Origin of the sequence: Natrialba chahannaoensis JCM 10990, assembly GCF_000337135.1 — an archaeon.
Lineage (GTDB): Archaea > Halobacteriota > Halobacteria > Halobacteriales > Natrialbaceae > Natrialba > Natrialba chahannaoensis.
This window is the reverse complement of sequence record NZ_AOIN01000096.1, coordinates 121,688-146,922: the sequence shown is the minus strand read 5'-3', so window position 1 is coordinate 146,922 and position 25,235 is coordinate 121,688. Positions and strand designations below refer to the sequence as shown.

25 protein-coding genes are annotated in these 25,235 nt (G+C 62.7%); 9 read left to right on the top strand and 16 right to left on the bottom strand.

The features are described from left to right. Positions 1-889: zinc ribbon domain-containing protein (locus C482_RS18285; protein WP_006169290.1), on the top strand; the 889-nt coding region annotated here is incomplete at its 5' end. A 233-nt stretch (positions 890-1,122) separates the two neighbouring features. Here the strand turns inward: C482_RS18285 and cofG are convergent. From cofG to C482_RS18260, 5 genes are all read right to left on the bottom strand, one after another. Then, complete coding sequence (gene cofG, locus C482_RS18280) at positions 1,123-2,289, bottom strand: 7,8-didemethyl-8-hydroxy-5-deazariboflavin synthase subunit CofG (RefSeq protein ID WP_006169289.1); 1,167 nt, start codon at positions 2,287-2,289, stop codon at positions 1,123-1,125. Positions 2,290-2,633: 344 nt separating this feature from the next. Continuing rightward, positions 2,634-3,332, bottom strand: a complete 699-nt coding sequence (gene cofC, locus C482_RS18275; RefSeq protein WP_006169288.1) for a 2-phospho-L-lactate guanylyltransferase — start codon at positions 3,330-3,332, stop codon at positions 2,634-2,636. 273 nt (positions 3,333-3,605) lie between these two features. Continuing rightward, positions 3,606-4,784 (bottom strand): tubulin/FtsZ family protein, encoded by a 1,179-nt coding sequence (locus C482_RS18270; RefSeq protein WP_006169287.1) that lies wholly within the window; start codon positions 4,782-4,784, stop codon positions 3,606-3,608. A gap of 207 nt (positions 4,785-4,991) precedes the next feature. After that, entirely contained in the window at positions 4,992-5,921 is a 930-nt protein-coding gene (locus tag C482_RS18265; RefSeq protein WP_006169286.1) for a complex I NDUFA9 subunit family protein, read from the bottom strand. Between the two features lie 82 nt (positions 5,922-6,003). Beyond that, complete coding sequence (locus C482_RS18260; RefSeq protein WP_152422046.1) at positions 6,004-6,723, bottom strand: hypothetical protein; 720 nt, start codon at positions 6,721-6,723, stop codon at positions 6,004-6,006. A 181-nt stretch (positions 6,724-6,904) separates the two neighbouring features. Here C482_RS18260 and tmk point away from each other — a divergent pair, with 181 nt between their 5' ends. Further along, entirely contained in the window at positions 6,905-7,525 is a 621-nt protein-coding gene (gene tmk / locus C482_RS18255) for a dTMP kinase (RefSeq protein WP_006169284.1), read from the top strand. A 127-nt stretch (positions 7,526-7,652) separates the two neighbouring features. Here tmk and C482_RS18250 read toward each other — a convergent pair whose 3' ends face one another. The 7 genes from C482_RS18250 to C482_RS18220 all read right to left on the bottom strand — a co-directional run bounded on the left by C482_RS18250 (position 7,653) and on the right by C482_RS18220 (position 13,689). Beyond that, entirely contained in the window at positions 7,653-7,895 is a 243-nt protein-coding gene (locus C482_RS18250; protein ID WP_006169283.1) for an Lrp/AsnC ligand binding domain-containing protein, read from the bottom strand. Between the two features lie 123 nt (positions 7,896-8,018). Further along, complete coding sequence (locus C482_RS18245; protein ID WP_006169282.1) at positions 8,019-9,272, bottom strand: NAD(P)/FAD-dependent oxidoreductase; 1,254 nt, start codon at positions 9,270-9,272, stop codon at positions 8,019-8,021. Beyond that, entirely contained in the window at positions 9,269-10,033 is a 765-nt protein-coding gene (locus C482_RS18240; RefSeq protein ID WP_006169281.1) for a creatininase family protein, read from the bottom strand. The genes C482_RS18245 and C482_RS18240 overlap by 4 nt, the downstream gene beginning before the upstream one ends. A gap of 80 nt (positions 10,034-10,113) precedes the next feature. Beyond that, positions 10,114-10,899 carry a DUF7388 family protein gene (locus C482_RS18235; RefSeq protein ID WP_006169280.1) on the bottom strand — a complete coding sequence of 262 codons (786 nt, stop codon included), beginning with the start codon at positions 10,897-10,899 and terminating at the stop codon, positions 10,114-10,116. A gap of 281 nt (positions 10,900-11,180) precedes the next feature. Next, complete coding sequence (locus tag C482_RS18230) at positions 11,181-11,777, bottom strand: NUDIX hydrolase (RefSeq protein ID WP_006169279.1); 597 nt, start codon at positions 11,775-11,777, stop codon at positions 11,181-11,183. Between the two features lies 1 nt (position 11,778). Continuing rightward, entirely contained in the window at positions 11,779-12,252 is a 474-nt protein-coding gene (locus tag C482_RS18225) for a DUF7109 family protein (RefSeq protein WP_006169278.1), read from the bottom strand. 78 nt (positions 12,253-12,330) lie between these two features. After that, positions 12,331-13,689 carry a glycosyltransferase family protein gene (locus C482_RS18220; protein WP_006169277.1) on the bottom strand — a complete coding sequence of 453 codons (1,359 nt, stop codon included), beginning with the start codon at positions 13,687-13,689 and terminating at the stop codon, positions 12,331-12,333. 171 nt (positions 13,690-13,860) lie between these two features. On the opposite strand from C482_RS18220, the gene C482_RS21915 reads away from it, so the two are divergent. Then, on the top strand, positions 13,861-14,031 hold the full coding sequence (locus tag C482_RS21915) for an HVO_0758 family zinc finger protein (protein WP_006169276.1): 171 nt from the start codon (positions 13,861-13,863) through the stop codon (positions 14,029-14,031). A gap of 863 nt (positions 14,032-14,894) precedes the next feature. Here the strand turns inward: C482_RS21915 and C482_RS18215 are convergent. Continuing rightward, positions 14,895-16,094: a DHH family phosphoesterase gene (locus tag C482_RS18215; protein ID WP_006169275.1), complete on the bottom strand. Its 1,200-nt coding sequence runs from the start codon at positions 16,092-16,094 to the stop codon at positions 14,895-14,897. A gap of 182 nt (positions 16,095-16,276) precedes the next feature. Between C482_RS18215 and C482_RS18210 the strand changes: the two genes are divergently transcribed. Next, positions 16,277-16,504: a hypothetical protein gene (locus C482_RS18210; RefSeq protein ID WP_006169274.1), complete on the top strand. Its 228-nt coding sequence runs from the start codon at positions 16,277-16,279 to the stop codon at positions 16,502-16,504. Positions 16,505-16,507: 3 nt separating this feature from the next. Here C482_RS18210 and C482_RS18205 read toward each other — a convergent pair whose 3' ends face one another. After that, complete coding sequence (locus tag C482_RS18205; protein ID WP_006169273.1) at positions 16,508-17,410, bottom strand: NAD-dependent epimerase/dehydratase family protein; 903 nt, start codon at positions 17,408-17,410, stop codon at positions 16,508-16,510. 130 nt (positions 17,411-17,540) lie between these two features. Then, positions 17,541-17,966, bottom strand: a complete 426-nt coding sequence (locus C482_RS18200; RefSeq protein ID WP_006169272.1) for a DUF5791 family protein — start codon at positions 17,964-17,966, stop codon at positions 17,541-17,543. Between the two features lie 138 nt (positions 17,967-18,104). Here C482_RS18200 and C482_RS18195 point away from each other — a divergent pair, with 138 nt between their 5' ends. From C482_RS18195 to C482_RS18170, 5 genes are all read left to right on the top strand, one after another. Beyond that, positions 18,105-19,187 (top strand): tubulin/FtsZ family protein, encoded by a 1,083-nt coding sequence (locus tag C482_RS18195; protein ID WP_006169271.1) that lies wholly within the window; start codon positions 18,105-18,107, stop codon positions 19,185-19,187. A 509-nt stretch (positions 19,188-19,696) separates the two neighbouring features. Continuing rightward, positions 19,697-20,578 carry a coiled-coil protein gene (locus C482_RS18185; protein ID WP_006169269.1) on the top strand — a complete coding sequence of 294 codons (882 nt, stop codon included), beginning with the start codon at positions 19,697-19,699 and terminating at the stop codon, positions 20,576-20,578. A gap of 390 nt (positions 20,579-20,968) precedes the next feature. Beyond that, on the top strand, positions 20,969-21,973 hold the full coding sequence (sppA, locus tag C482_RS18180; protein WP_006169268.1) for a signal peptide peptidase SppA: 1,005 nt from the start codon (positions 20,969-20,971) through the stop codon (positions 21,971-21,973). A gap of 113 nt (positions 21,974-22,086) precedes the next feature. After that, entirely contained in the window at positions 22,087-23,652 is a 1,566-nt protein-coding gene (locus tag C482_RS18175) for a DUF373 family protein (protein WP_006169267.1), read from the top strand. 142 nt (positions 23,653-23,794) lie between these two features. Beyond that, complete coding sequence (locus C482_RS18170; RefSeq protein ID WP_006169266.1) at positions 23,795-24,526, top strand: diphthine--ammonia ligase; 732 nt, start codon at positions 23,795-23,797, stop codon at positions 24,524-24,526. Between the two features lie 18 nt (positions 24,527-24,544). Here C482_RS18170 and C482_RS18165 read toward each other — a convergent pair whose 3' ends face one another. Beyond that, positions 24,545-25,213, bottom strand: coding sequence for a cyclase family protein (locus tag C482_RS18165; protein ID WP_006169265.1), 669 nt, complete (start codon positions 25,211-25,213; stop codon positions 24,545-24,547). Between the last annotated feature and the right edge of the window lie 22 nt (positions 25,214-25,235).

Genomic DNA, 25,235 nt, shown 5'->3' with positions numbered 1-25,235 from the left:
CTCCAAAGGCAAGAACACGAAAGACTACTGGTCGGACTTCGCTCTGTGCGAATACCAAACGCGGCCTGACGTCGACCTCTCCACCGTAGAGAGCGTTCAACAAGTCCGCGCGGTATGGACGGGGGACGAGTGGGAACTTCACTTCGTCTGCCGCGTCGAAATCGAAGTCGCTGACGTCCCCGGTGACGCCACCGTGGGTATCGACCTCGGCATTTGCACGTTCGCTGCACTCGCCTACGAGGATGAAACCGCGGAATTGTACCCGCTTGGCTGTCTGAAGGAGGATGGCTACTACTTCGGCAAACACATCGCGAACTGCGATGACTCTTCGTCGGAGCGAGCGGAGCGACTCCACCGAAAATGGTCAAATCGACGNATCGGTGATTTGAGTGGTATCCGCGAAGACAAAGATGGCGAAGTGAAGAACTGGGGGAAACACGGCAACCTTGACCTGCATGGATGGGCGTTCGACCGGTTCACGAATATCCTCACGTACAAAGCTGAGATGCAGGGTGTCGAGGTGAACTCGGTGTCTGAGCGTGACACGTCGAAAACGTGTTCGTGTTGTGGGCGGGAGCGTGACGCGAATCGTGTGGAGCGTGGATTGTACGTGTGCGATTCGTGTGGGTTGGTGGCGAATGCGGATGTNTCGTGTTGTGGGCGGGAGCGTGACGCGAATCGTGTGGAGCGTGGATTGTACGTGTGCGATTCGTGTGGGTTGGTGGCGAATGCGGATGTGAATGGGGCGGAGAATATTCGGAAAGTACCTCTGAGTCCTTCGGGTGGTTCACCCGAGGATAGGAGTAACGGCTGGTTGGCGCAGCCTTCGACGGTTTTGTTTGACAAGGAAATTGGCGCGTTCGCACCTCGAAAACAAGTCCGCTCGTAGACCTTAAATATCCCAACGCGGTCGGGAATNTTTGACAAGGAAATTGGCGCGTTCGCACCTCGAAAACAAGTCCGCTCGTAGACCTTAAATATCCCAACGCGGTCGGGAATCCTCGCGCTTCCGCGCGGGGAGGACGTCAAGCAACAGCCAGCAGACATCGTCCAACGCTCAGTCCATTCCGTACTCCGCAAGCGCTATCCGTGCCAGCCTTCCGGCGCGTCCGCCCCGTTCGATTACGACGAGTTCGTCGCCAGCGAGTCGATCGTCGCCGTTCCGCCGAGGACGGCCCGATACCGCTCGCCAGCCGCATCGTCTGCCGTCAGTGCCGCCCGAATCCGTGGCGAGATCCACTCACCATCCGCTGCGGGCGTCCCGTCGAACGTCTCCGGTCGCACTGATTCATCGAGGAACCGCTGATACACCGGCAGCCGCTCGCGAAGCGGGAGTCCCGCATCGTTCGCGATCGACTCGAGTTCCCGCAGCGCTGGCCAGCTGTAGTCCGGGTTGATGTGGTCGTCCGTCACGGGTGAAACGCCGCCGAGGTCGTCGACGCCGCAGTCGACGAGGTCGCCGGCGGCGGTCAGGTTCGGCGGCACCTGCACCGAGATTTCCTCGGGGAGGGCGACCCGTGCCATCGCTGTCACGCGGCGCATGGTTTCCAGTCCAGGAGAGCCGTCGGACCAGCGCTCGTTGTTCGTCACGGGCTGGACGATCACCTCCTGAATGTGGTCGTGGCGCTCGTGGAGCTCGCGAATCGCGAGCAAGCTCTTCGCGCGGTCGCGCCAGTCCTCGCCGATGCCGACGAGAAGGCCGGTCGTGAACGCCACGTCGAGTTCGCCCGCGTTCTGGAGCGTGCGCAGACGCTGGCCGGGCTCCTTCCGACGCGGCCCTGCGTGAGCGTCGACCTCGGCCGTCGTCTCGAGCATTACGCCCATGCTGGCGTTGACGTCGGCGACGGTCGCCATCTGCTCGCGCGTCTGATCGCCGGGATTGGCGTGTGGAAGCAAGCCCGTCTCGAGTGCGACCTCGCAGGCGGCCCGCAGGTAGTCGTGAATCGAGTCGTAGCCCCACTCTGCGAGCTGGTCGTGAATCTCGGTGTAGCGGTCGTCGGGGTCGTCGCCGAAGGTGAAGAGGGCTTCCGTGCAGCCGGCGTCCGCGCCGCGCTCGCAGATATCCCGTACCTCCTCGAGCGAGAGCAGGGAGGCCTGTCCGGGCGCGTCGAAGTAGGTACAGTAGGTGCAGGTGTATCGACACGCGGTCGTCAGCGGGACGAAGACGTTTCGCGCGAACGTGAGCTCGGACGGCGAGTCGACATCGTCGGGTTCGACCGACAGCAGGTCCTCGACTGCATGCTCATCGATCGACAGCTCGACGCCGTACTCGCTCGCGCCGGGAATCATCGTCTCAACATGAGGTGGGCCGGTGGTAAAGGATTTCACTTCTGCTGGCGGCGTTCTGTTCGTGTCGTGTTCCGTCCCGGTGTCTCAAAGACGGCCGTCCAGCCGTTGCATGTTGATCGGAAGCTCTGTGTCCCCCGTGGTGACGAAAACCCGGACCGGGCTGACGTTCGCCGGTTCCGCTGGCTGGCACCAGATCAGCACCCAACGCCGAACCGGTTCTGGCAGTCACTTGGGGTCCTTGCAGGTCCGATTGTCGGTATCGAAAACGTAATTGTGAGCCCTTGCAGACCCGGTCGTGGACTGCTGGGGAGCACACACAGACACAGACACAGACACACTCGCAGTCAGGATTCTGTTCGAACGACCGTGACCCGTCCATCAGTCGTCTCGAGTTCGAACCCCAGCTCCCGGAGTTGCGTCGCAGTTCGGCTCTGGGTTCCATCTCGCCCGCCGTGGATCAGCACCTCGACCAGATCCGCCGGCTCGTCCACGTCAGTACCGAGCCGGAACGAGTCGACGGACTCGAGTGGCGCACCGATTTCGGCGGCGTGCTCGCGATGGTCGACGTAGGACGAACCGTGGTAGTCGACGCGGAAGTCGGGGTGGCGAACGACGAGGGCGTTCGTTCCGCCGCCGCGCCCGGGAGCGATGGCGACACCGTCGGCAGCACCGGCATCGAACAGCATCGACAGCGCGGCTGGCGTCGCGAGCGCGAGGTCTGCCATCACGATTGCGACGGGTCCTGTGGCGGCCTCGAGATAGGCGTTGACCGCAGCCGTAAGCGGGCGGTCGTCGACCGTGACAGGAATTTCACGCGGGGACTCGAGTTCGGGAGGCGTCGTCGGCAGGTTGTCGCAGGAGAACACGTTCTCGAGTGCAAGCGGTGCCGTTGAGAGCACAGTTGGGACGTGGCCGGTCGACGCAACTGCGCTGAGGACATCTGCGAGCATCGCTCGTGCGAGCGTCGTCCGTTCTGTGGGCGATACCACATCGCTGAGGCGTGTTTTTGGCGTGTTGGCGGCGAACGGGACGACGACGTGCATCAGCTCATCGTTGTCAACGGGCGTGGAAAAGCACATCGAACTCCCGGATCAGGCCGGACAGTCCCACTTCGTGCCCCCCGACACGAAAGGCTGGTATCGGCCCCGTTCGGTCCGCAAGCCGTCGGTCGACAATGTCAGCCCGCCCGTTCGCCGACCTGCCAGTCGTCGAATCACCGGCTTCGGCTCGAGACGCGCCCTCGCGATGCTCGCCTCTCTTGTGTGGATTTCGTCTGGGTCCGTTAGAGCGAGTGAAACGGTGTGGCTGCGAGTCGCCTAGAACAGCGGCTCGAGTTCGTCCTCGTCGTCCTCGACGAGTTCCTCTAAGTTCTCCTCGCTCTCGGCCTGGATGTCGTCCATGTTGTCCTGTGCTTCGATCGCGACCTGCTGGAGTCGCTTGATGCGTGGCACGTTCGTCACGCCAGAGAGCAGGATTGCTGCGGCGACTTCCGGCTTCTCGCGTGGGTAGTCACCGCCGCGAACTTCCATACTTCCCGTTTCCTCTTCGAGCCACTTCCGCCCGCGTTCGATGCCTTTCCGGTTCAGGTACTCCGAGGGACCACCGAGAACGAGCAGTGCGCGCTCGGTACCTTCGATCTCACAGGGAAGCGTGAGGCGGCCGAGTGCGGCCTTGCGGACGAGGCTCGTAATTCGGTTGGTCGTGTTCGCGGCGTCTAAGTTGTCGTCACCGCTGCCGTCGCCGGTAAAGCGAGAGAGCAGTCCGCCGCCGGTGTTGAGTTCGACCTCTTCGCTTGCAAAGCCAACAGTGGAGACGCCGCCACCGGAGAGCGTGTTGATGATCTCCGAGGAGTCGACGACGCTCTCTGCGACCTCCTGATCACCGCTCACTTCACCCGCACCGAAGAGGAGTCCGAAGCGACGAACGATCTCCTCGTTGATCTGCTCGTAGCCACCCTCGACGGACTCGCCGGTCTGTCGCCAGGAGTCGTTATCGAAGACGAGCAGGTTGTCGACCTCGCGGACGAACGTCTGGAACGATCGTGCCGCGTTGAGGGTGTAGATGCCACCCTCGTCCGTTCCAGGAAGCACACCAAGACCGTAGACGGGAATCGTGTAGATCCGCTGGAGGTGCTTCGCGAGAACCGGGGCACCACCAGAACCGGTTCCGCCGCCCATCCCGGAGACGATCAAGAACGCGTCGACCTCGTGTGTCGGAATCGAGTCGATTGCGTTCTGCACCTCGTCGATATCTTCCTCGGCGATTTCCGCGCCGAGCTCGTTGTCTGCTCCAACACCGTGGCCCTTAACTCGGGCCTGACCGATGAGAACGCGATTTTCCTGTGGAATCCGTTCGAGACCCATCAGATCCGCCTTCGCAGAGTTCACAGCGATCGCCGCACGGACGATGCCGCTGTTAGTCCGATCGTCGTAATCGAGGAATCGATCGACGATTTTGCCACCGGCCTGTCCAAATCCGATCATCGCCAGCTTCATACTTTGTCAGGGGGCTCCGTTGAATTGGACCAGAGCGATGAGGACTATAAGTCTTTCTATGAAGTGAATTTCTTGCATGATTCTATATCACCACAAATCGATAGACGTGAGCGGGATTGGAGAAATACCTATACGATATCCAACAGCTACACATTGGCTATTTGACGAGTGATGGGGGCAGCTCGATAGCAGCCGACACCCCACCCGTCACGCGAGCGGACGGCTCTCTTCGCGCGGCGTACCCGATCGAATGCCGAGGTAGGCCCCCAGCGTCAGCAACACCTCAGGATTGATCCCGAACGTCGTCACGTCGTTCGTCGCGACCGTGTTATCGAACTCGAGTGACTCCCCCTGCTCGGTGCCAAAGGGGATCAACGGTAGCGGATCAGCGACCGCGAGTCCGAGTTTCGTCAGCGCCATTGGAATGGGGAAGATCGCTACCGGTCGCCCCTCGGCCTCGTAGATGAGTTCGGTCGCGTCGGCCAGGGTGACGATCTGCGGCCCGCCGATCTCGTAGGTCTGCCCAACGTGGCTGTCGTCTTCGAGTACGTCGGCGAGTATGGGGGCAAAGTCACCGACCCAGATCGGCTGGAAACGCGTCTCGCCGCCGCCAGGGAGTCCGGTCACGTAGGGGGTCGTCAGCTGTTTAGTGAACTCGAGGAACTCTGCGCCGTCGCCGAAGACGATGCTCGGGCGGACGATGGTCCAGCCGAGGGCAGCCTCGCGGACGATTTCCTCGGCGCGACCCTTGGCGCGGATGTAGGGTGTCGGGCCGTCGGGGTCTGCGCCGAGTGCACTGATCTGGACGAAACGTTCGATGTCGCCGTCTTCGGCGGCGCGAATGAGATTTTCCGTGCCACCGAGGTGGACCGTCTCGTGATCCGTCCCGCTCGGGAGCTGGTAGAGCGGCGAGAGCGAGACGAAGTTGACGACGGCGTCGTGGCCGTCGACGGTGTCAGCGATCGTGCCGTAGTCGCTCACGTCGCCGCTGGCCAGGGTAACATCGTCGGGGAGGTTGGCTGCGTCCTCGCTCGTCGGATTTCGGGAGAGCGACGTCACCTCGTGGTCACGTTCGACAAGTTCGGTGCAGAGATGAGAGCCGATAAAACCGGTGCCGCCGGCGACGAGGACCTTCATAGCTGTTCTATGGGCACGATTCCTCAAATAAGTAGTTGCCGCGGGCAGTGTGATCGGCGTGCCACCAACGTCAGCGGTGGGTTCACGTCTCAGCCATCGTAGCTTCCGCGTACCGAAACAGGAGCGAAATCTCCCGGACGAGCAGTGCGATTCCCAAACAGATGAGTGGCAGAACGAGCCACCAGTAGGACGCGACTCCGGCGACCAGAAGAAGATACGGCCAGAGGCCAACGGTCACGCCGATGGCTGCGGCAGCGAGAAGACCGGACTCAAGTGTCCGTGCGTCCCGGTGTTTGTACCCAACCAGCGCGAGGAGTCCAGCAAAGACGGCGACCAGTGCGAACGTGAGGTAACTGCTCGCCGTTGCCCCCAGCGCCGGCGAGAAACGCTGCGTTGCCTCCACGACGTACAGCTCATCGTCCTGTTCGACCACGGTGTACGTGCCCCCGTCAACCAGCGGTGGGTCGCTAACCTCATCACAAACGAGCATCGCGTCCTGACAGACCACAACGTCGACTGACTGCCAGCCCGAGACACCACTTTTCACCTCGGGAGGACGATCAGTCGCGTCTTCGAAGACGCGCTGGGCACTCGGTGAGAGGGAGTCGACAGCTCTCGCATTGGCCGTCTCGAGTTCCTGGCTCTCGAGTACGTCGTCGAACGCATCCGTGGATTCGTGTGCGACCGCATACTCCGGTTCGAGCGGTTCGTACGGGCTAAGATAGAACCCAACGCTGCCGGCGCTGGCCAGTACGAACAGTGGGATCACTACTGCGATCGCGATCACGGTATGGCGCTTCACTACTTTCTAACTCACATTGCATGTTATTTATTTTACCACCCTAGACACCATATTTGGGTTCTACCGACGATCAGGATGAACTCTGATAGCGCTGCTGGAAACCCACCCAATCGATTATCCGAATCGACGACGGATTCTCGACAGATTGTAATACTTCACCCGACGACGTGCGAGCAGATCCATGGCCACGCTCGTCACGCTCGAGGGACTCGACGGCAGCGGCAAAACCACCGTCTGGGAGGCCCTGCAGAACACCTACCCCGACGCCGTCTTCACCCGCGAACCCACCAACGACTCCTGGTACGGCGACGCCGTCTACCGTTCTATCAAAGACGACGACGCCGACTCGCTCGCCGAACTCTTCCTCTACACCGCCGACCACGCCGACCACCTCTCGCGCACAATCGAACCCGCCCTTGAGCGCGGCGACCTCGTCATCTCCGACCGCTACGCCGACTCCCGCTACGCCTATCAGGGCGCGACGCTCGCAGAAACCGATCGGATTGCGGAGCCACTCGAGTACGTCGTCGACGTCCACGAACCGTTCTCGGTCGTGCCTGATCTGACGATCTACCTCGATCTGGACCCGGAGACGGCTGCCCGGCGCGCCGGGTCGACGAATAAGTTCGAGCGCGCGGAGTATCTCGAATCCGTTCGTGAAAACTACGAACTGCTGTCCGAGCGATACGCGGATCGATTCGTTCGGGTCGATGCGACACAGTCACCTGACGCGGTACTCGAGGAGGTTCAGACTGTGCTGGCGACGGCACTCGAGGAGCAGTCGACTGGGACAAACTCGTAGCTAGGGGTGTGTTGTGAGTCCGCTTTGGACTTGTGCTGTTGGGTGGCTAGCTCGCTCCGCTGCTGGCCCGCCGTCTGAGGACGAGCTACTGTAACCGCGTTTCGAAAAGACAGTTCATGCGCAGGGATCAGCCATCGTTTTGATCCATTGCAATGTAGGTTTTCGTGTCGGTCACGCCATCGAGACCCTGGATGTCTGAGGAGACGGCCTTGAGTACGTCGTACACTTCGGGGGCGTCAATCTCGACGATGATGTCGTAGTTCCCCGCGACGATGTGGGCACCCGCAACGGACTCGATGTCGGTAATCTGTGAGAGGAGCCCCTCTGACTTGCCGGCGGCCGTCTTGACCATGATAAACGCGTGAACCATCGTTCGCAGGTGTGGTACTCCACCACACGACTAAAACGTTTGCCTGCCTGTCGCGTTGCCAGCGAGAGCGGGACCAATGTGGGTGCCGCGGACAGCCGTTCAGACAGCTGTACGCACCGGTCGTTAGTCGTCCGTGACAACCATCCCTTCGACGACGTCGAACTCCTCGTCGCCGTCGAAGCGCGTCGGATCGAAGGCATCGATGGCTTCGCCGCCGAGGATCTGGTCGGCGATCCGCTGCCCGATCGCCGGTGCACGCATGAAGCCGTGACCCTGGAATCCCGTCGCGACGTACAGTCCTTCCGCTAGCTGTCCGACCAGCGGATCCCGGTCCGGCGTTGCCGTACAGAGCCCCGCCCAGGCGCGCTCGAGTTCGATCTCGTCGGCGTCGTCGGGGAGTCGGTGACGCACGCGCTCGAGCAGGTCCGGAGCAAAGTCGTCGTTCGCCGCCCGGTCGTACTCGTCTGGGTCTGCCTCCCACTCCTCGGTACCGTTGCCGGCGAGCAGCCCCTCTGGATGCGGGCGGAGGTAGAAGCCGCCGGTCGCGTCGTAACACATCGGCTCCGGATGATCACCACTCGCGACGAGCGCCTGGACGCGGTAGGGCTTGAGCGCGATGGAGATGCCGGCATCTGCGAGCAGACGCTTCGTATGCGCGCCAGCAGTGACGAGCACAGCGTCGTACGCTTCCGTCGTGCCATCATCGCGAACGATCCGCGTCGGGTCGGTCTCGATGCTCACTGGCGTCTCCGTCTCGAGTGTCGCGCCCGCGCCGGTCGCCGCCGCAGCGAGACAGGCGGTGTACTGGCCTGGGTCGGTGTAGCCCGCACCGCCCGCGACGCCTGCGACGGCGACGTCATCGCTTTGCAGGGCCGGGAATCGCTCTGCGAGTTCGTCGGCGGTCATCTCGAGTGCGACGACACCCTGTGCTTGCATGCGCTCGAGTTGGCCGCGGATCGCGTCGGCGCGCTGCTCGTCTCCCTCGCGGGCGAGCCAGACGTAGGGGCACTCGACGAACGGGAACGTTTCGTCGCCCGAAAGCGCACGGAAGCGCTCGATCGCGTCGCTCGCGATTTCGGCGTCGACCGGCCCGGCGAAGGCGTCGTAGCAGACGCCCGCCGCGCGGCCGCTCGACTCGTTTGCGACGGTGCCGCGCTCGTACAGCGTTACGTCGGCTCCCTGCCGGGCCAGATCGTACGCTGCGGTCGCACCGAGCGCTCCCGCACCGACGACAGCGACGGAATGGCCGGCACCTTGCTCGACGAAGGCGTCGGCACCGACTGCGAGTTCAGGACTGGATTCGGATTCGGATTCGGATTCAGACCCGGACTCAAGACCGAGTCCGGAGTCGACTTCAGAACGCTCTTCACCGCTCATTTGTGCTCACGCTCCCAGCAGTCCTCGAGTGGCTGTGCTGCGAGCCAGTCGAGCAGTGCGTCAAGCTGGTCGGAACCGGCTTCGAACAGCGCTTCCCCCTTTTCGGGATTGGCCTGGGTCGGCCGGCCAACTGCGCCACTCTCGGAGAAGTCGATCGTATCGAAGCCGAGCGCTGCGCCGTGAACCGACTCACCCCAGGATTCGCTCGCGCCGGCTTCGGCGGCCTCGAGTTCGTCGGGCTGGACGAGGTCCTCGCGGATGTGCCAGAGCAGGCTCGACTCCATCGCATCGGCGTGGCCGCCGTCTTCGTTGAACAGGTCAGCTGCGACGTCTTCGACGCTGTCCCACCAGTTCCAGGGTGGGGCAAAGGCGGTCTCTTCGTCCCGAAGTGTTCTGGCAGCACGCCGGAGTGCGCCGCTGTTGCCGCCATGGCCGTTGACGACGACGGCCTTGCGGACGCCGTGTTCGGCGAGGCTCGCGATCGTTTCCTCGACGTACTGTTCGAACGTCTCCGCGGAGACGTACAGCGTGCCGTCGAACTGGCGGTGATGGACGCTGACGCCGACCGGAATCGTCGGAAGGACGACCGTATCCTCCCGGTCGGCAGCGGAGCGGGCGAACGCCTGCGCGGCCATGTGGTCCATGCCGAGCGGGAGCGCCGGACCGTGCTGTTCGGTGCTGCCAGTCGGGACGACGGCGACCTCGGCCGCCGCGAGGTCGGCGGCGGCGTCAGTCGTGGTTCGCTCTGCGAGCAGTGTCATGCGGACCCCTGGTTGCCGGAGTGACTTATATCGTCGGACGTTCCTTGCGAAGAAACGGAAGCAGCCGAAGAAACGCCGGCCTACTCGAGGAACGGCTCGATATCACGCGCCGGGTAGCCGACGACGGTGGTGCCGCCAGCCTCGCGCAGCGCGTCGGTCTGCTCGCGGACCTCGGCTTCGGTACCAACGAGCGCGTAGTCGTTCGCGGCGGCGAGCAACACCTCTCTCGCACGCCCCGTCGCCCGCGAGTCTGTGTGTTCGTCACCACCGTCCGGCAGCGCCGAGGCGACTGGCCGCCGCCGGGAGATGTAATCACCGACGGCGTCGAGGATCACGTCCTCGTCGTCCGAGAGCACCGTCGGCGCGTAGACGGCGATGTCGCCGTCGAAACCGGCCGCGCGCAGGGCGCGCAGCTCTCGCCCTGTCGAACGTGAGAGCAGGTCGTACTGGGTCGCGCCCGTCGCCATCGCGATGCGCTCGACGCTCTCGGTGCCGACCCAGGAATCTGGCGCGGACTCGAGTGCAGCTCCGAGTCGCGGCGCGACAGCGCGACTGCGTTCGTCGTCGGTCAGATAGGCAGGGTGGCCGGCGACGAGGATACGGTCGACTGCGGACGGTAGTTCGGAGACGAGCGAGTCGTCGCCGAGTGGGTCGAAGCCGTCGGCCCTGACCGGTGTCGTCAGCAAGACCCGTGTGTCGACTGTGAGGGCCTCGATGGTTTCCCGGTCGGGAATGTGTTCCCGGCCCTCGTAGTCGATCGCGATGGTGTCGGCCGGGATGGCCGTTGCTCGCTCGATGTCGCACTCGGCTGGCTTGAGCGCGATGGCGTCCAGGCCGGCGCGCGAGACAGTACTTGTGGTCAACATTGGCGACCACCTCGGAACGAGGTGTCGATACTGATGGGCGTAATTGTCAGAGTCTGACTGCTGGTGGTTCGGGACGAAGCGGACGCTCCGTGTGAACGGTGCAACTGAACAGAAACAGGTCGACGGCGGTTCCGTGGGCTCCTGTCGCGGGAGCTACTGTGGGTGGAACTACTGGTGCCCGTGCGGAACTCGATCCATCGTCTGTGCGACCATACTCTTGCTGTGAGCGGCGCGTGCAAAAAGCTGACGTTCCCTGCGGATCTTTCGGTTCGCTCGCTTTGCTACCCCTGTGACCGCTCGTCGGTTGCTGGTGCCTCGAACTCAGTTGCTAACTCGAGTAGCTGGACGAGAATACGGCCCGTCGCGCCCCAGACAGTGTAGCCGTCGACATGGAAGTAGTGGACGACGATGTCTCCGTAGTAGGGGTGGTCTCGCCGTTCGTACTCGTAGTTCTCGGCGTCGAGCAGTCCTGAGAGAGGGAGAGCAACAATCTCAGCGACCTCGCTCACCTGTCGGTCATACGTCTGGTCGGGGACACGCGCGACAAACGGCGTGACGGCGTACTCGCTGATCGTTCGGATGTCATCGAGTTGGCCGACGATTTCGGTGTCTTCCGGATCGAGACCGATCTCCTCATTTGCCTCTCGGAGCGCCGTGTCGAGAATGGTGTCGTCGGTCGCTTCGGCACCACCGCCAGGGAAACTCATCTGTCCAGGGTGTTCGCCGAGGTGGTCCGCACGGCGGGTGAACAGCAGGTGATCCGCACCGTTTCGCTCGAGGACCGGCGCGAGCACCCCAGCATCGAACCGCTGGTCGTCGATCTCGGTGGGTTCGTGTGCTGCCACCGGATCGAGGTCGAAGGTGGGTCGCCGACTCATCTCACTCGAGTGCCTCCGAGAGCTCGTCGCGTTCGGCCGCGAGATCAAGCGGGGCCCAGGCTTCGAGATCGTAGCTGATGTCGAGAAGGGTCTGGAGTCGGTCCGCGTCGCCATCCGTGAGCGCGCGATCGACCGCCGTCGCGAACCGGTTGTGTGCGGTCTCGCCGAGTGCTTCGCGGTCGAGGCGGCGGGGTTCGACGTCGAGGATGTGTGGCACGTCCTCAGCGTGGTCCGGAACTGTCGGAAACGCCGTCGGACCGGCGACGAGCAGCGGTGCGTTGACCTCGTTCGCGTCGTGATGAACGAGCGCAAACGACGCGAGCGCCTCTTCGATCGCCGCCTCAAGTGCGTCCTCGTCGACGGACTGTCCGTCCGCGCGGTAGGCGGCCTCCGAGAGGGCGCGCTCGAGTTCCGCGCGCGTCAGCCCGCCGAAGAGGTCGACGACACCGGCCAGTTCGTCGGCGGTCGCGTTCATACGCGGTGTAACGGCCGGTTCGCTGATAAAGATTGATAGCCGGCGTCCCGACTGACTGTGGCGCGGTCGAGATTGCTGTCAGTCATCCGCGCTCGGTTCCGGATGACTCCCGTTGACCAGCCACGGCTGGGCGGCCTCGAGTACCGCCGTCGGCGTGAGCGGTGCATCCGTCCACTGGGGGAGTCGCCGATCCGGCCCCGGCTCGGAGAGCGCACCGGCGTAGCGCTCCAGTTGCGCCCGCTCGCTCGCCGGGTCATACTCGAGTGCGTTGAACGCTGCGTCCGCACGGTACTGCTCGACCAGTTCGTCACCCGCCGCGAGGTAGCGCTCGGGAAGCGTCTCGTAGTGAGGGTCGACACCGCCCGATTCGAGGACGTTCAACAGTGTGGCACCGACTTCACGGCTCATGCCCTCGAGGCCGGTGTCGCCGGCGACGGCGCGGTGGTCGTGGACGTGGTGGCCGAGGTCGACCTGTGCGCTGCCCGCGAAGCCGGCGTGCTTGAAGGCGTCGCCGAGAACGCCGACCTCGAGGCCCCACGACTGCGGGGCGCGGATGCGGCGGGCGAGGGCGGCGGTCATGGCGAATTCGCCGGCCAGCGCGTAGCGGAAGGCAGTGAGGTACGAGAGAACGGCTGTGTTAGCGTTGGCGTCGGTGTGAGTTTCAGTATCAGCACCGGTATCGGCCGCAGTATTGGTCTGGGCACCGGCCGCGGTATCGGGATTGGTGGCAAGCGCGCGCAACAGCGGCCGGTAGAACAGCCGGAACAGTCGACCGTAGAGCTGATCCTCCTCGATACGCGCGTAATACCCTTTCACGAATTCGAAATCCTGGTCATCCATCGAAAGCGGTGCCAGAAGCCGACGGACGTGTTCAGCCTCGTAACTTCGCGCATCAGCGTCGTGGACGACGACGTAGTCGGCTGCTTCGGCGGCGGGGCCGAGTGCGAGCCAGACGTCGCTCCCCTTCCCCGACTCTGGGCCGTGGGGCAGTCCGGTATCGGCCAGTCGCTCCTCGACAGCCGGCGCGTTACACCAGAGGAGTCGGATCGGCAGCGAGAACTCTTGAAGCCACTCGCGAAACGCATCGATTCGCTCCGGAGCAGCGCGAACGGGAACGAAGACGGCGGCGGGCGCAGGCGAAAGGGACTCGAGTTCGGCGAGCACACGCTCGGCGGCGGGACTCTCGTGTTCGCGGCCGGCCATCGGGACGATGACAGCCGTCTCGCGGAGGTGTGCGTCAAGGTCGAGTGCAGGGGTGGCGGTGTCGGGCGCGGCAGCAGCAGGGCGTTGGCGCTCGTCCTCACCGGGTGCGGTGACGGCGTCGGTGGCGGTAGCGGCGTCTGCGCCGTCTCCATCCTCTCCCGCCGTCTCCGTGTGGTGTCCGCGGAGGGCGCGGAAGTCGTGAAGCGTCGCGATCCGCTCCTGGACGTACTCCATCGGTAGAGTGTTCGAGCGGATGGGTAAAACGGCCACGACTCAGTGGCTGTCGTGGTATCTCATAACGTGTTCCTGTACCGACAGCTATCGGGCCTGATACCCACCTGAGGGGCAATTATGTCAACGGGGAAGCCCCGGTCTTTTTCTTCTAGACCTTCCAAAGCAATGAATATGAAATCCGTCCGAAAGGCACTTCGAGAGGGCGACCTTGACAAAGACACCTACGACCGCCTCGTCTGCAGTGAGTGTGAGAAACCGTTGAAGACTGAGAACGACCCGAATGAGATCAAGACAGTTCGAATCTGCCCCGAGTGCGACGCCGAGTGGAAGGAGATCCGATAGGACTGGATTGGTTCGTACCGTAATCGTCACTCTTCACCGTCCTCCGACCCGTTCTGTCTCCCTCCGCTTCGGCACACGACGGCCCACCACATCCCCCACCAGGCCCACAGTGAGTGACTGCGCGAATTATCCCTTGACCACTCGTTTTGTACTGGCGGCGAGAGCTCACGGCGCTGTTCCGTTTGTACGCTTGTAACTTCGTAAGTTCGTAACTTGTGAGGTCGTAAGCTTGTGAGTTGGTGAGGTTGTGAGTGGGAAAGACAGCAAGCGCATACCTCCGTCTTCAGGTGGAGGTCAAGCGGTAGGCCCGCCCCTCCTAACCACCGTCAGTGACCGGGCTGGATTTTCTATCGTCACCGTTTTGATGTGTCCCGACGTACCGTGGAACGCTACGAATACCGTGAGATGCCGTCCCCGAACAGACAAGGGGTAGTGACGAGCGCGGTCTGTTCGTCACACGGTGATGACATGGTATTCGATGGGGTCGTTCGAAAATCGAAGATTTTCGTGATCACGAGAGGCGTCGCCTCTCGAACGACCTCATTGACCGGGCCACAGCCCTATACGAGGGAGGAAACGAGAGTTCCCCCGGTATGCTGCCGGTTCCCTCTGAGTGCGGGTTGGAACCTCAAACGCCACACTTGGTGGAAATCCGATGGTCGGATTCTACGTCCTTCAGGGCGTGGAGGAGGTCAAAGCAGGCGGTTACCGTTTACCGTTCGCCGTTTACCGTTCACCGTTCACCGTTCGCCGTTCACCGTTCGCCGTTCACCGTTCGCCGTTCACCGTTCGCNTGGCGGTTACCGTTTACCGTTCGCCGTTTACCGTTCACCGTTCACCGTTCGCCGTTCACCGTTCGCCGTTCACCGTTCGCCAGAGAGCGCTGCAAACAGCCGCTCTTCGAACTCGGCCTTGTCGACGCCATCGGAGGGACCAAGCCCGCGCATGTGGTCGACCGAGATCTGGCCGCCGCCCATCCGGGCGTGGCCGCCAGCGTTCGCCATCGGTATGTCGTTCACCGCGTGGCGAAGCGTTTCGCCCATGTGGACGCGGTCGTCGCGCGACCGACCCGAGAGGTGGATCGTGCCGTCGCTCTCGCCGTAGACGACGACGGCGGTGACACCCTCTAAGTGCATCAACTCGTCCGCCGCCTGTGGAATCGCGTCGGTGTTCGAAATCGTCCCGACGTCACAGATCGCGAACGGCCCCTCGATTCGCTTCTCGGTGATCGCCGTTGCCTTGATCTGCAACACGTCGTCGCTGACCTGCGGGTTCGCGATTCGCTCCAGGAGATCCTCGTCGATCTCCGAGAAGAGGTACGCACAGGCATCGAACTCGGCTCCCGAGCAGCCGTTGGTCAGGTGGTTCGTATCGGACTGAATCCCGTAGAGCAGCCCGGTTGCCAGTTCGGCTGTGAGTGTGAGCCCGTTCTCGTCGTCCGTCTCGGTAACGGCCCCGAGTTCCTCGAGGTACTCGACGACGGTCGTGGAAGCCGCGCCGTACTCCGTGCGTACGTCGGTGAACTTCGTCCCCGTGCCGTTGCCGGGATGGTGGTCTACGACGGCGACTGGTTCGACCGTCTGTGCACCTGTAAAGCCACGCGCCGTATTGTGGTCGACGAGGACGACGGCGTCGCTCTCGAGTTCCGAGCTCGAGGCGATCTGGTCGACGTCGAGTCCCAGCACGGTCCGAAAGGCGCGGTTTTCCTGATGGCGGATCTCACCGGGATACTGCAGGGTCGTCTCCGTTCCGACATCGTTCGCAATAGCGGCGATCCCCATCGCACACGCCATCGCGTCCGGGTCGGGATTCGGATGCATCAGTACTGTCACGTCGTCGTAGTCTGTGAGCACACGCTGGAGTCGAACGCCAGGAGGGCGGCGAAACCAGCGGACGAGCCACCAGCCACCGAGGCCGAGGCCAGCGATGGCAAGGATCAGGAGCGAGAGGACCAGCGGGTCGAGCGCCCCGAGGGAATCGACAGCGCTTTCGATAGCTGCAACCGGCCGCTCTGTTGCCGCCTCGACGACCCCCATTTCCGTCGAGGCGTACTGAACGTCCATACCGGACACTCAAATTCAACAACCAAGAATTTTCCCCCGTTCGTGATGGTCCGTCACCTGAGACACTGTTGGTCCCAGTGATGTCGTCGCCACGAGGACGCTGCGTGCAGTATGGCTCCCGTTGACTGGGCGTGGCGAACCCAGGCTTGTCATTTACCCACGTTCGAACCGAATCATGTGTGATGGATATTCCCACAGATCGGCTCCTCATCATGCTCGTCGTTGCGACCGGTTTCGCCATCGTCACCGGTGGCTGGGCGGCCGCACTGGTGCAAGCCGAAATGAGCGGCATCGAAGAGATCGTCCTCAGGGTCGGCATCGGCGCGCTGTTCTTCGCCGTCCTGCTCGGGTTCTGGTACGTATTCACACAGGTCGACAGGGATCACGACCCCGAGCGCGAATCGACGTGATCGCTACGATTCGCCGTCACAGACCGACTCAATTGCCGCCCGGTATCCTTCACGGAACGTCGGGTAGCGCAACTCGTATCCCAGCTCGCGCAACCGATCGTTCGCACAGCGCTTACTCGTCAGAATTCGCCGCTGTGCTGGCTCCGAGAGATCGTCGTCTGCGAGTCGCTCCGCTTTCGTCTGCTTCGGTGGTCGTTCACGCTCGCACTCGTCTGCTAACCAGTCCGCAAAGGCCCACTTCTCAGCCGGTTCGTCGTCGACGACCTGCACGACCTCGCCGCGACCGAGACCTTCCTCGAGAAGGAACCGAACTGCACCCGCGGCGTCGTCCCGATGGACCATGTTCAGATACCCCTCCGTCACCGGCCCCTCGAGATAGCGCTGCAATCGGTACCGGTCTGGTCCGTAGAGGCCGGCGTAGCGCGCGACGGTACCGTCCATCCCGAACTCGGCGGGGTACTCGAGTGCAATCCGCTCTGCCTCGGCGAGCACTTCGGTCTTGGGCGTCGTGGGTTCGATCGGCGTCTCGGCGGTGACCCAGTCGCCGTCGTGGTCGCCGTGGACGCCGGTGGAGGAAGTGTAGATGAGTCGGTCGGGCTGTGATGGTGCGTCGCGCTCGCCGAAGACTTCGATGGCGGTTCGAAGGCCGTCGACGTAGATTCCTCGTGCGGCGTCGGCTCCGCGGCCGCCGCTGCTGGCGGCGAAGACGATGGCGTCGACATCTGGGACTGTCTGGAGCTCGTCGCGATCGGTGACGTCTGCCTGGACGGCGTCGAAACCGGCGGCTTCGATTGCGGCGATGCCGTCGTCCGAGCGGCGGACGCCGATCGGGTGGTGTCCGTTGGCGCTGAGCTGGCGGCCGAGTTCGAGGCCGACGTAGCCACAGCCGAGGAGTGCAACTCGCATAGTCATAGTTGCAGGTCGCGTGCGCGAGGCAATAACGACACCGGAGCCGGTGCCAGAGTCAGAGTCGGAGTCGGAACCGGTGCCGGTGCCGATGCCGATGTTTGGACCAACAGCGAACGCGCGCAGCCGCTTACGGCGCGCTGTCGACGATCGTGTGCTGCAGGTGGACGTACTCCCCGAAACTCATCGGGGCACGGCGTTCGATCTTCTGCTGGATCTCCTTTGCGTCCATGTCGACCGGCAACTCGCCCTCAACGGCGTCCACGTCGAGCACGGCCGTCGTCATCCCGAGCAACAGGTGCTCACACGCGATTTCGACGATCGTATCGGCGTCCGGCTCACCCTCGACCATCGACTGAATCTGGGCCGCCTCCTCGAGTGTGAGGTCGGCGACACTGTCGGCGTCGAGAGCGTCGACTGTCTCGGCATCCAGGTCGGTTTCGTCGGCGACGGCGGCCACATCGTGCTGGCCGACGACGGCGACGAGATCAGTGGCGTACTCCGCTCGCAGGTCCGCGGGTGAGTCGGGGACAGCCATCCGCTGTTCGTAGAACATACCGGGAGTGACAGTGGGAGGCCACAAGTGGATTATCATCCGCGTCGGGAGTCGGTGGCGCGTTCGACTCTCTCACTGTCACGAGCAACTGGTATGCACACCGGAACGTTCAACACCTTGCCCTCATACGATAGCTGTATGAAAGTTGCCCTGATCGGAGTCGGTCAGGCCGGCGGGAAGGTCACGGAACGACTCGCTCGATTCGATGCAGACATGGGCTTTGGTGCAGTCCGTGGCGCGCTGGCAGTCAACTCCGCGAAACCCGACCTTCGGTCCCTCCAGGTAGTCGACACACAGCTAATCGGTGCAGATCGCGTCAACGGCCATGGGGTCGGTGGCGACAACGAACTCGGAACCGAGGTTATGCAATCGGACATTCAGCAGGTGTTGGGTGCCCTGGATGGTCGTGTGACCTCGAGTGCCGAAGCGATCTTCGTCGTCGCCGGTCTCGGCGGCGGCACCGGCAGCGGCGGCGCGCCGGTGCTCGTCCATCATCTCCAGCAGGTGTACGACGTTCCCGTCTACGCTCTCGGCGTCCTCCCAGGGCGCAACGAAGGCGCGCTCTATCAGGCTAACGCCGGCCGCTCGCTGAAGACACTCGCTCGCGAGGCCGACGCGACCCTCCTCATCGACAACGACGCCTGGCACGAACAGGGCGAGAGCGTCGAGGGCGCGTTCAAGACGATTAACCAGAAGATCGCCCGCCGCGTCGGTCTCCTGTTCGCTTCCGGCGAAGCAACGGAGGGTGTCGGCGAGAGCGTGGTGGACTCGAGTGAAGTGATCAACACGCTTCGAAGCGGCGGCATTGCAACCCTGGGGTATGCGAGCGAGGTCGCAAGCGACGACAGCGCCGAGAACGTTCGGACGGCGATGAGCGTCTCCCGACAGGCACTCCTGACCGGGACGAGTCTGCCGGATGCGACAACGGCTGATTCCGCCCTGCTCGTCATCGCCGGCGACCCCGAAAAGATTCCGCGTAAGGGTGTCGAGAAGTCTCGCCGCTGGCTCGAGGACGAAACTGGCAGCATGCAAGTTCGGGGTGGGGACTTCCCACTCGAGAGCGACCGACTCGGTGCCCTTGTCCTTCTCGGCGGTGCAGAGCGCTCACAGCGCATCGAGCAGTTCATGGAACGCGCGCGAGAGGCACAGCGCGAACAGGACAGCGAGGAGACTGACCACGTCGAACAGTTCACCGACGACCGACTCGAGAACCTCTTCTAATACGGACTGCTGTCCGTCAGTTCCGGAGCAGCCGGACCCGCTCTGCGGTTGCTCCGGAAAATCGTTACAGCAGACTGGATGAGTCGACCCGCGGTCGACAGAATCGGCCCACACTACCCATATTTATACACTGGTCGACCAGCCAGCGCCAGCGAGCGGGTGGAACACGGTCCCTGATAACGGTTTTCACGGGGTTGTGGACCGGTACATTTAAATTACAGGCTCCAGTAGATACCGGTACCAGAACGCCACCGGGGCGCGTATCGCTCGACGATCGATGACAGGAAATCTTATTCACCGAGATTTCGCAGATCGTGAGCAGTCGCTGTACACTGCGACAACCGTGATTACGACCGTACTCTCGACTCCTGACACAGAGATAGCCGAAGACGGAGGTGCAGCTACGGTCGCACGCGGAAATCGCAACACATGCGAGTACGCAACCAACGCGAAACGTAACATCGCGATCGCGGGCCGGTGCGGGTATGGCACAGAGGTTTGAATAACACATGGTAGACGAATCGAAAAACATCGAACTGACAGACGACGACCTCGAAAACAACTCCAAAGGACAGCTTATCAAGATGGCCGGCCAGCTTCGAGACCGGCGAAACGAGCTGAACCAGATGGCTTCCGATCGCGCCTCCAAGCGCGACGACCTGAACGCAAAGACGCGTGAGAAGGTCGACGAAGCCCAGGAGCACCGCGAACAGCGCGACGAGCTCAACGAGCAGGTTCAGGAACACAAGGACAAGCGTAACGAGCTCAACGCCGATGCCAACGAGCTCTTCGACAAGGTCGACAAGCTCAAGTCCGACATGGAGCTCGACGAGGGCAAGGATCTCGAGGAGCTCGAAGAAGAAATCGAGCAACTCGAGTTCAAGCAGCAGACTGAGGTCCTCTCGAGTGAGGAAGAGCAGGAACTCATCGAGAAGATCGAGTCCAAGCGTGAGGAGTACGAAGAGCGCAAGGGAAAACTCGAGCAGAACGAGGATCTCGAAGGGCTCGTTGAGGAAGCTGAGGAGGTTCGCTCCGAGGCATCCCAGCACCACCAGAAGGTGACGGAGCTCGCGGACAAGGCCCAGGAACATCACAACCAGATGATCGAGGCCTACCGCGAGGCCGACGACATCCGTGACGAGGCCGACGAGATGCACGAGAAGTTCGTCGAGGCCCAGGAGGCGGCCGACCAGCATCACGAGGACTTCGTCCGCGTCCAGAAGCGCCTGCGCGAACTCGACAAGGAAGAAGAGCAAGAGCGCAAGTCCGAACGCGACAAGAAGAAAGAAGAGGCCAAAGAAGAGGCCGAGGAGATTTATCAGAAGTTCAAGGAGGGCGAGACCCTCGACACCGAGGACCTGATGAAGCTCCAGAAGACGGGACTGCTCTAAGCACGTCGTCTGGGCTCGATTCGTCCCGCGCTCGGCGGTACTGTTGAGCGTGTTTCTCTCGCTGGTGTGGAGTAGAGACCAGTTGGACGAACGAAGTGGTGACGGAGAACAGCGAGCAAGCAGTTGCTGTAGGAATTTGTTATCTGGGTATCTCTTTGCAACTTCCCAGCAACAGCGATTACAGACTGAACTGCGTCCCCTTCCGCCCAGTTCCATCTCACATGTAGAACATCTAGATGGTTCGTGAGCGGACGGCCTGCAGGCAGTTGGTGGGTGAGCATTGGGTACCGGTTACCGGTTACTGGATACTGGATACTTGAACCGCAGACGCGACGACAACGGTTAACAGGACAGCACTCAGAGATACCGACATGAACAGAGGTGTCTGCGATGGTTGAGGCGCGAGAGATCGGACAGCTCGCCGTGGTCGTGCTCGGAATCGTAGCGGTAGCGATCCTGAGTGTCGGCTTATTCGTTCTGTACCCCGACTCGTTGACCGACCTCTTCGGGCTCGTCATCGCACTCGCTGTGATCGTGCTCGGAATCAGGGTAATCAGCGGCATCGCGAGTTCGATCTTCGCGAGCTACAACGTCGCCGAGGTCGCCGTCGAGGGGCCGATCACTCGTGACGGCGGTGGCGGCGGTCCACTTCCCTCGCGGCCGCAGTCGACACCAGCTGACGACGTCGTCGACCAGATCGACCGCGCCGACGAGGACGAGAACGTCGACGCGCTGCTCGTGAAACTGAACACACCGGGGGGTGAGGTCGTCCCGAGCGACGACATTCGACTCGCCGCCGAGCGCTTCGACGGCCCGACGGTCGCCTACGCTACCGACGTCTGTGCGAGCGGCGGCTACTGGATCGCAAGCGGCTGTGACGCACTCTGGGCTCGCGACGGCTCTATCGTGGGCTCTATCGGCGTCATCGGCTCGCGCGTCAACGCCAGCGACCTCGCCGAGAAGGTCGGCCTCTCCTACGAGCGCTTCGCCGCCGGCGAGTTCAAAGACGCCGGCACGCCACTGAAGGAACTCGAAGAGGACGAGCGTGCGTACCTCCAGGGATTGATCGACGACTACTATGAGACGTTCGTCAATCGGGTTAGCGACGGTCGTGGCATGGACCCGGAGTTCGTCCGCGACACCGAAGCCCGCATCTATCTGGGCGAGCAGGCCCACGAGCTGGGTCTGGTCGACGAACTCGGCACGCGACGGGACCTCGAGGACGAACTGGCCGATCAACTCGAGACGGACGAGGTCGTGATCGAAGAGTTCGAACCGGAGCGGCCGTTGATGGCCCGCCTCGGGACGGGTGCTCAGCAAGTGGCCTATTCGTTCGGTGCTGGCATCGCTGGTATCGGAGCAGACCGGGAGTTCCGGTTGCGATTGCGTAACTGAGTGGGATTCGTTCGGCCGGTAGTGTTCGGGTCGCCGCGTCGCCAGCGGCGACTCGGTGCCGATGTGCACTTCGAGTAAGTGGTTTTATCGTCGTACGGAATGCAACAGCAACCGTGACAACGCTGGTCGTCTGTCTGGATCGGACTGACGATGTCGGTCGGAAGACGGGTCTCCGATCGCCGATCGTCGGGTGGGAGGCCGTCCGGGCGCTCGTGACCGATATCGGACTCGCTGATCCGGAGGATTCGGGCGTGAACACGCTTCTCGAAACCTTGCGTGTCGCCCAGAGCCTCCGCGATGAGGACGAGGAGACGATCGTCGCGGTTGTCTCGGGCGACCGGGAGTCGATGGTCTCCGCAGACAGGGCAGTCGCCCGCCAGCTTGACGAGCTCATTGCGGATCACGATCCTGACTCCGCGGTCGTCGTCATCGACAGCGCGGAGGACGAGCGACTGGTCCCGATCGTCGAGAGTCGTGTGCAGGTCGACTCGGTCGACCGAGTCGTTGTTCGGCAGGCACGAGACATCGAGTCGACGTACTACCTGTTAAAGCAGTTCCTCGCGGACGAGGAGCTCCGGCAGACGATCCTCATACCGGTTGGGTTGACTTTGCTCGTCTTCCCGATGCTCGCGACGGTGACGAGCCCCGCAGAGGGTGCAGCGGCGATTACGACAGTTATCGGCCTCTTCTTGCTATACAAGGGGTTCAACATCGACGAGATTATGACCGGATTCGGTCACCAGGTCCGCGAGTCGCTGTACTCCGGACAGGTGTCGGTCGTCACCTACGTCGTCGCCGCCGGGCTGACGTTGGTCGGCCTCTTTTTCGGTGCACTTGGTGTTTCGAATCTTGACGATCCCGCGGGTGTTGGGATCCCTGTCGTGCAGTTCGCCTTCGACAGCGTTCCCTGGTTAGCCATGGCAGCGCTCACTGCCAGCGCCGGCCGACTGTTAGACGAGGTGATCGGCGAGGACCCAATACGGAGTTCCTACCTGAACCTGCCGTTCATCGTGGTCGCGGTCAGTCTCGCCGTCCGTGGATTCACGGCGTACTTCCTCGAGCAACAGCAACTGATCGAGCCGCTTGCAGTCCCACCAGCAGGATTTGGCCCGCTAACGGTCGAAGGGTTCTCGCTAACGGCGGGCGAGCGACTCGCGGTCTTCGTCGTCAGCGCGATTCTAGTGAGCCTCCTTGGAGCCTGGATCGCGAGTGAGATGAGCGGTTCAGACGACCGACGGACCTCGGGCGGTACCACCGGTGGCAGTGGTGGCACTGCCGACGCCCGTTCCCCCTCCGAACTGACTGACGGAGGTCCGGGATCCGATGGTCCGATGTCCGCTCCGACGCCCACAAACGTCGAAGTCGTCACGGCGGACGACGAGCCAGCGCCGGATCGAGAGCAGACATCCGAGCACGGACAGCGCCAAGAACGGTCCGCAAACGGCGAGCGCGATCGTGGGCGTGAGGATGGACACGAGCATGAGTCCGGGTGCGAACACGGAGACGGGGACGGGGACGGGGACGGGGACGGGGACGGGGACGGGGACGGGGACGGGGACGGGGACGGGGACGGGGACGGGGACAAACACGGAAACGCTAACGAAGGCGAACACGAGCAGGGCCACGACCGAAACCAGACACAGAACCAGGACGACACTCGCGACACCAGCGGTTCCTAGGTTCCTGAGTTCCTAGCGATCAGGGACCCACGACTCTGGCACACGCATAGGCATAGACATAGGTTCTGACTCACGACTCGGAACCCGGAACCCGGAATCCGGGACTCGGTACCCATTTACTCTCCCACAACGACCATTCGATATGAACGACGAAGACGGTGCATGGGTGAGCCTCTTCTCCGGCGGGAAGGACTCGTCGTGGGCGCTTTACCAGGCCCTCGAAACCGGCCTCGACGTCCAGCGACTCGTCACCGTCCACCCCTCCGAAGACTCCTACATGTACCACGTCCCCGCAACCAACCTCGCCACGCTCGCAGCCGAGAGCACCGGCATCGAACTCGTCAACGTCGATCCCGACGACTTCGACGCCGACAGCGCAATCGACTCCGGCGAACAGGGTGACGCCGAACTGGAACCACTCGAGGCCGCTCTTCGTGAACTCGATGCCGACCTCAACGGCGGCATCGCAGGCGTCACCGCCGGTGCCGTCGAGAGCGAGTTCCAGACGAACCGAATCGAAGCGATGTGCGACCGACTCGAGTGCGATCTCTTCGCGCCACTGTGGCAGGAAGAGCCACGAATCCTGGCCAAGGAGATGCTCGACGCTGGCTTCGAAATCATGATTATCCAGACTGCTGCCTACGGACTCGACGAGTCCTGGCCCGGCCGTACGCTCGACCAGGAGGCGCTAGCCGAACTCGAGACGCTCAACGAGGAGTACGGTGTCCACATCCTCGGCGAAGGCGGCGAGTTCGAGACGCTCGTGGTCGACGGCCCGCACATGGATCAGCGAATTGGACTCGAGTACGAGACGGAGTGGGATAGTGAGGCAACGCGTGGGATGATTCGCGTGACAGATGCGACGCTCGAATAGTGGTTCGTCCAGTCTGCGTCAGTTGTCGGTCGATACGATGTCTGCGACTGCCCGGATCGGTGCGCCGTCGGCCTCGGCGAGCGCGAGCGGGAAGGCATAGAGCGTGATGGTCCGATCGGGCGGAAGTTGACTGATATTTGTCAGGTTCTCGATGATGAGCAGGTCGTTTCCGAGGAGCGTCTGGTGAGCCTGAAAGCCAACAGGTTCCGACTCTGCTGCGTTCTCGGTTGGTGTCGGATCGGGATTGAGTGTGTCGAGTCCGACGTTCCAGCCGGCCCCGCGGCAGTGGTCGGCGGCAGCCGGCGTCAGATACGGGTGGTCGAAGTAGCGGTCGGTACCCCAGTACTCGTCCCAGTCAGTTCGACAGAGCAAGAGGTCATAGTCGGCCTCAGTACCGGCTTCAGGCAGTTCAGCCGCTGGAATCGGCTCTCGTGGCGACTTCCCGGTGCAGTCGACGACGCGGGCGTCAAAGACGAAGCGCTCAATCGGCATCGAGTCGAGGACAGCGCCGTCGGCTTCGGTGTGACTTGGTGCGTCGATGTGGGTTCCGGTATGGCTGCCACAGTGGAGGTTCGTGACGCGGTAGCCGTCGTCTTCGATCGACGCCGCGTCGCCCTGGTCGACTGTCGGATCGTCGGGGAACACCGGCATTCCGGCCTCAATCGGGTGGCTGAGATCGACGTACATTGAACACCTGCGCTATTTGTTG

What these genes read in the sequence shown, in the direction of transcription:
- cofG (WP_006169289.1), bottom strand. Translation starts at nt 2,289, where the DNA reads ATGATTCCCGGCGCGAGCGAGTACGGCGTCGAGCTGTCGATCGATGAG.
- cofC (WP_006169288.1), bottom strand. Translation starts at nt 3,332, where the DNA reads ATGCACGTCGTCGTCCCGTTCGCCGCCAACACGCCAAAAACACGCCTC.
- C482_RS18270 (WP_006169287.1), bottom strand. Translation starts at nt 4,784, where the DNA reads ATGAAGCTGGCGATGATCGGATTTGGACAGGCCGGTGGCAAAATCGTC.
- C482_RS18265 (WP_006169286.1), bottom strand. Translation starts at nt 5,921, where the DNA reads ATGAAGGTCCTCGTCGCCGGCGGCACCGGTTTTATCGGCTCTCATCTC.
- tmk (WP_006169284.1), top strand. Translation starts at nt 6,905, where the DNA reads ATGGCCACGCTCGTCACGCTCGAGGGACTCGACGGCAGCGGCAAAACC.
- C482_RS18250 (WP_006169283.1), bottom strand. Translation starts at nt 7,895, where the DNA reads ATGGTTCACGCGTTTATCATGGTCAAGACGGCCGCCGGCAAGTCAGAG.
- C482_RS18245 (WP_006169282.1), bottom strand. Translation starts at nt 9,272, where the DNA reads ATGAGCGGTGAAGAGCGTTCTGAAGTCGACTCCGGACTCGGTCTTGAG.
- C482_RS18240 (WP_006169281.1), bottom strand. Translation starts at nt 10,033, where the DNA reads ATGACACTGCTCGCAGAGCGAACCACGACTGACGCCGCCGCCGACCTC.
- C482_RS18235 (WP_006169280.1), bottom strand. Translation starts at nt 10,899, where the DNA reads ATGTTGACCACAAGTACTGTCTCGCGCGCCGGCCTGGACGCCATCGCG.
- C482_RS18230 (WP_006169279.1), bottom strand. Translation starts at nt 11,777, where the DNA reads ATGAGTCGGCGACCCACCTTCGACCTCGATCCGGTGGCAGCACACGAA.
- C482_RS18225 (WP_006169278.1), bottom strand. Translation starts at nt 12,252, where the DNA reads ATGAACGCGACCGCCGACGAACTGGCCGGTGTCGTCGACCTCTTCGGC.
- C482_RS18220 (WP_006169277.1), bottom strand. Translation starts at nt 13,689, where the DNA reads ATGGAGTACGTCCAGGAGCGGATCGCGACGCTTCACGACTTCCGCGCC.
- C482_RS21915 (WP_006169276.1), top strand. Translation starts at nt 13,861, where the DNA reads ATGAAATCCGTCCGAAAGGCACTTCGAGAGGGCGACCTTGACAAAGAC.
- C482_RS18215 (WP_006169275.1), bottom strand. Translation starts at nt 16,094, where the DNA reads ATGGACGTTCAGTACGCCTCGACGGAAATGGGGGTCGTCGAGGCGGCA.
- C482_RS18210 (WP_006169274.1), top strand. Translation starts at nt 16,277, where the DNA reads ATGGATATTCCCACAGATCGGCTCCTCATCATGCTCGTCGTTGCGACC.
- C482_RS18205 (WP_006169273.1), bottom strand. Translation starts at nt 17,410, where the DNA reads ATGCGAGTTGCACTCCTCGGCTGTGGCTACGTCGGCCTCGAACTCGGC.
- C482_RS18200 (WP_006169272.1), bottom strand. Translation starts at nt 17,966, where the DNA reads ATGTTCTACGAACAGCGGATGGCTGTCCCCGACTCACCCGCGGACCTG.
- C482_RS18195 (WP_006169271.1), top strand. Translation starts at nt 18,105, where the DNA reads ATGAAAGTTGCCCTGATCGGAGTCGGTCAGGCCGGCGGGAAGGTCACG.
- C482_RS18185 (WP_006169269.1), top strand. Translation starts at nt 19,697, where the DNA reads ATGGTAGACGAATCGAAAAACATCGAACTGACAGACGACGACCTCGAA.
- sppA (WP_006169268.1), top strand. Translation starts at nt 20,969, where the DNA reads ATGGTTGAGGCGCGAGAGATCGGACAGCTCGCCGTGGTCGTGCTCGGA.
- C482_RS18170 (WP_006169266.1), top strand. Translation starts at nt 23,795, where the DNA reads ATGAACGACGAAGACGGTGCATGGGTGAGCCTCTTCTCCGGCGGGAAG.
- C482_RS18165 (WP_006169265.1), bottom strand. Translation starts at nt 25,213, where the DNA reads ATGTACGTCGATCTCAGCCACCCGATTGAGGCCGGAATGCCGGTGTTC.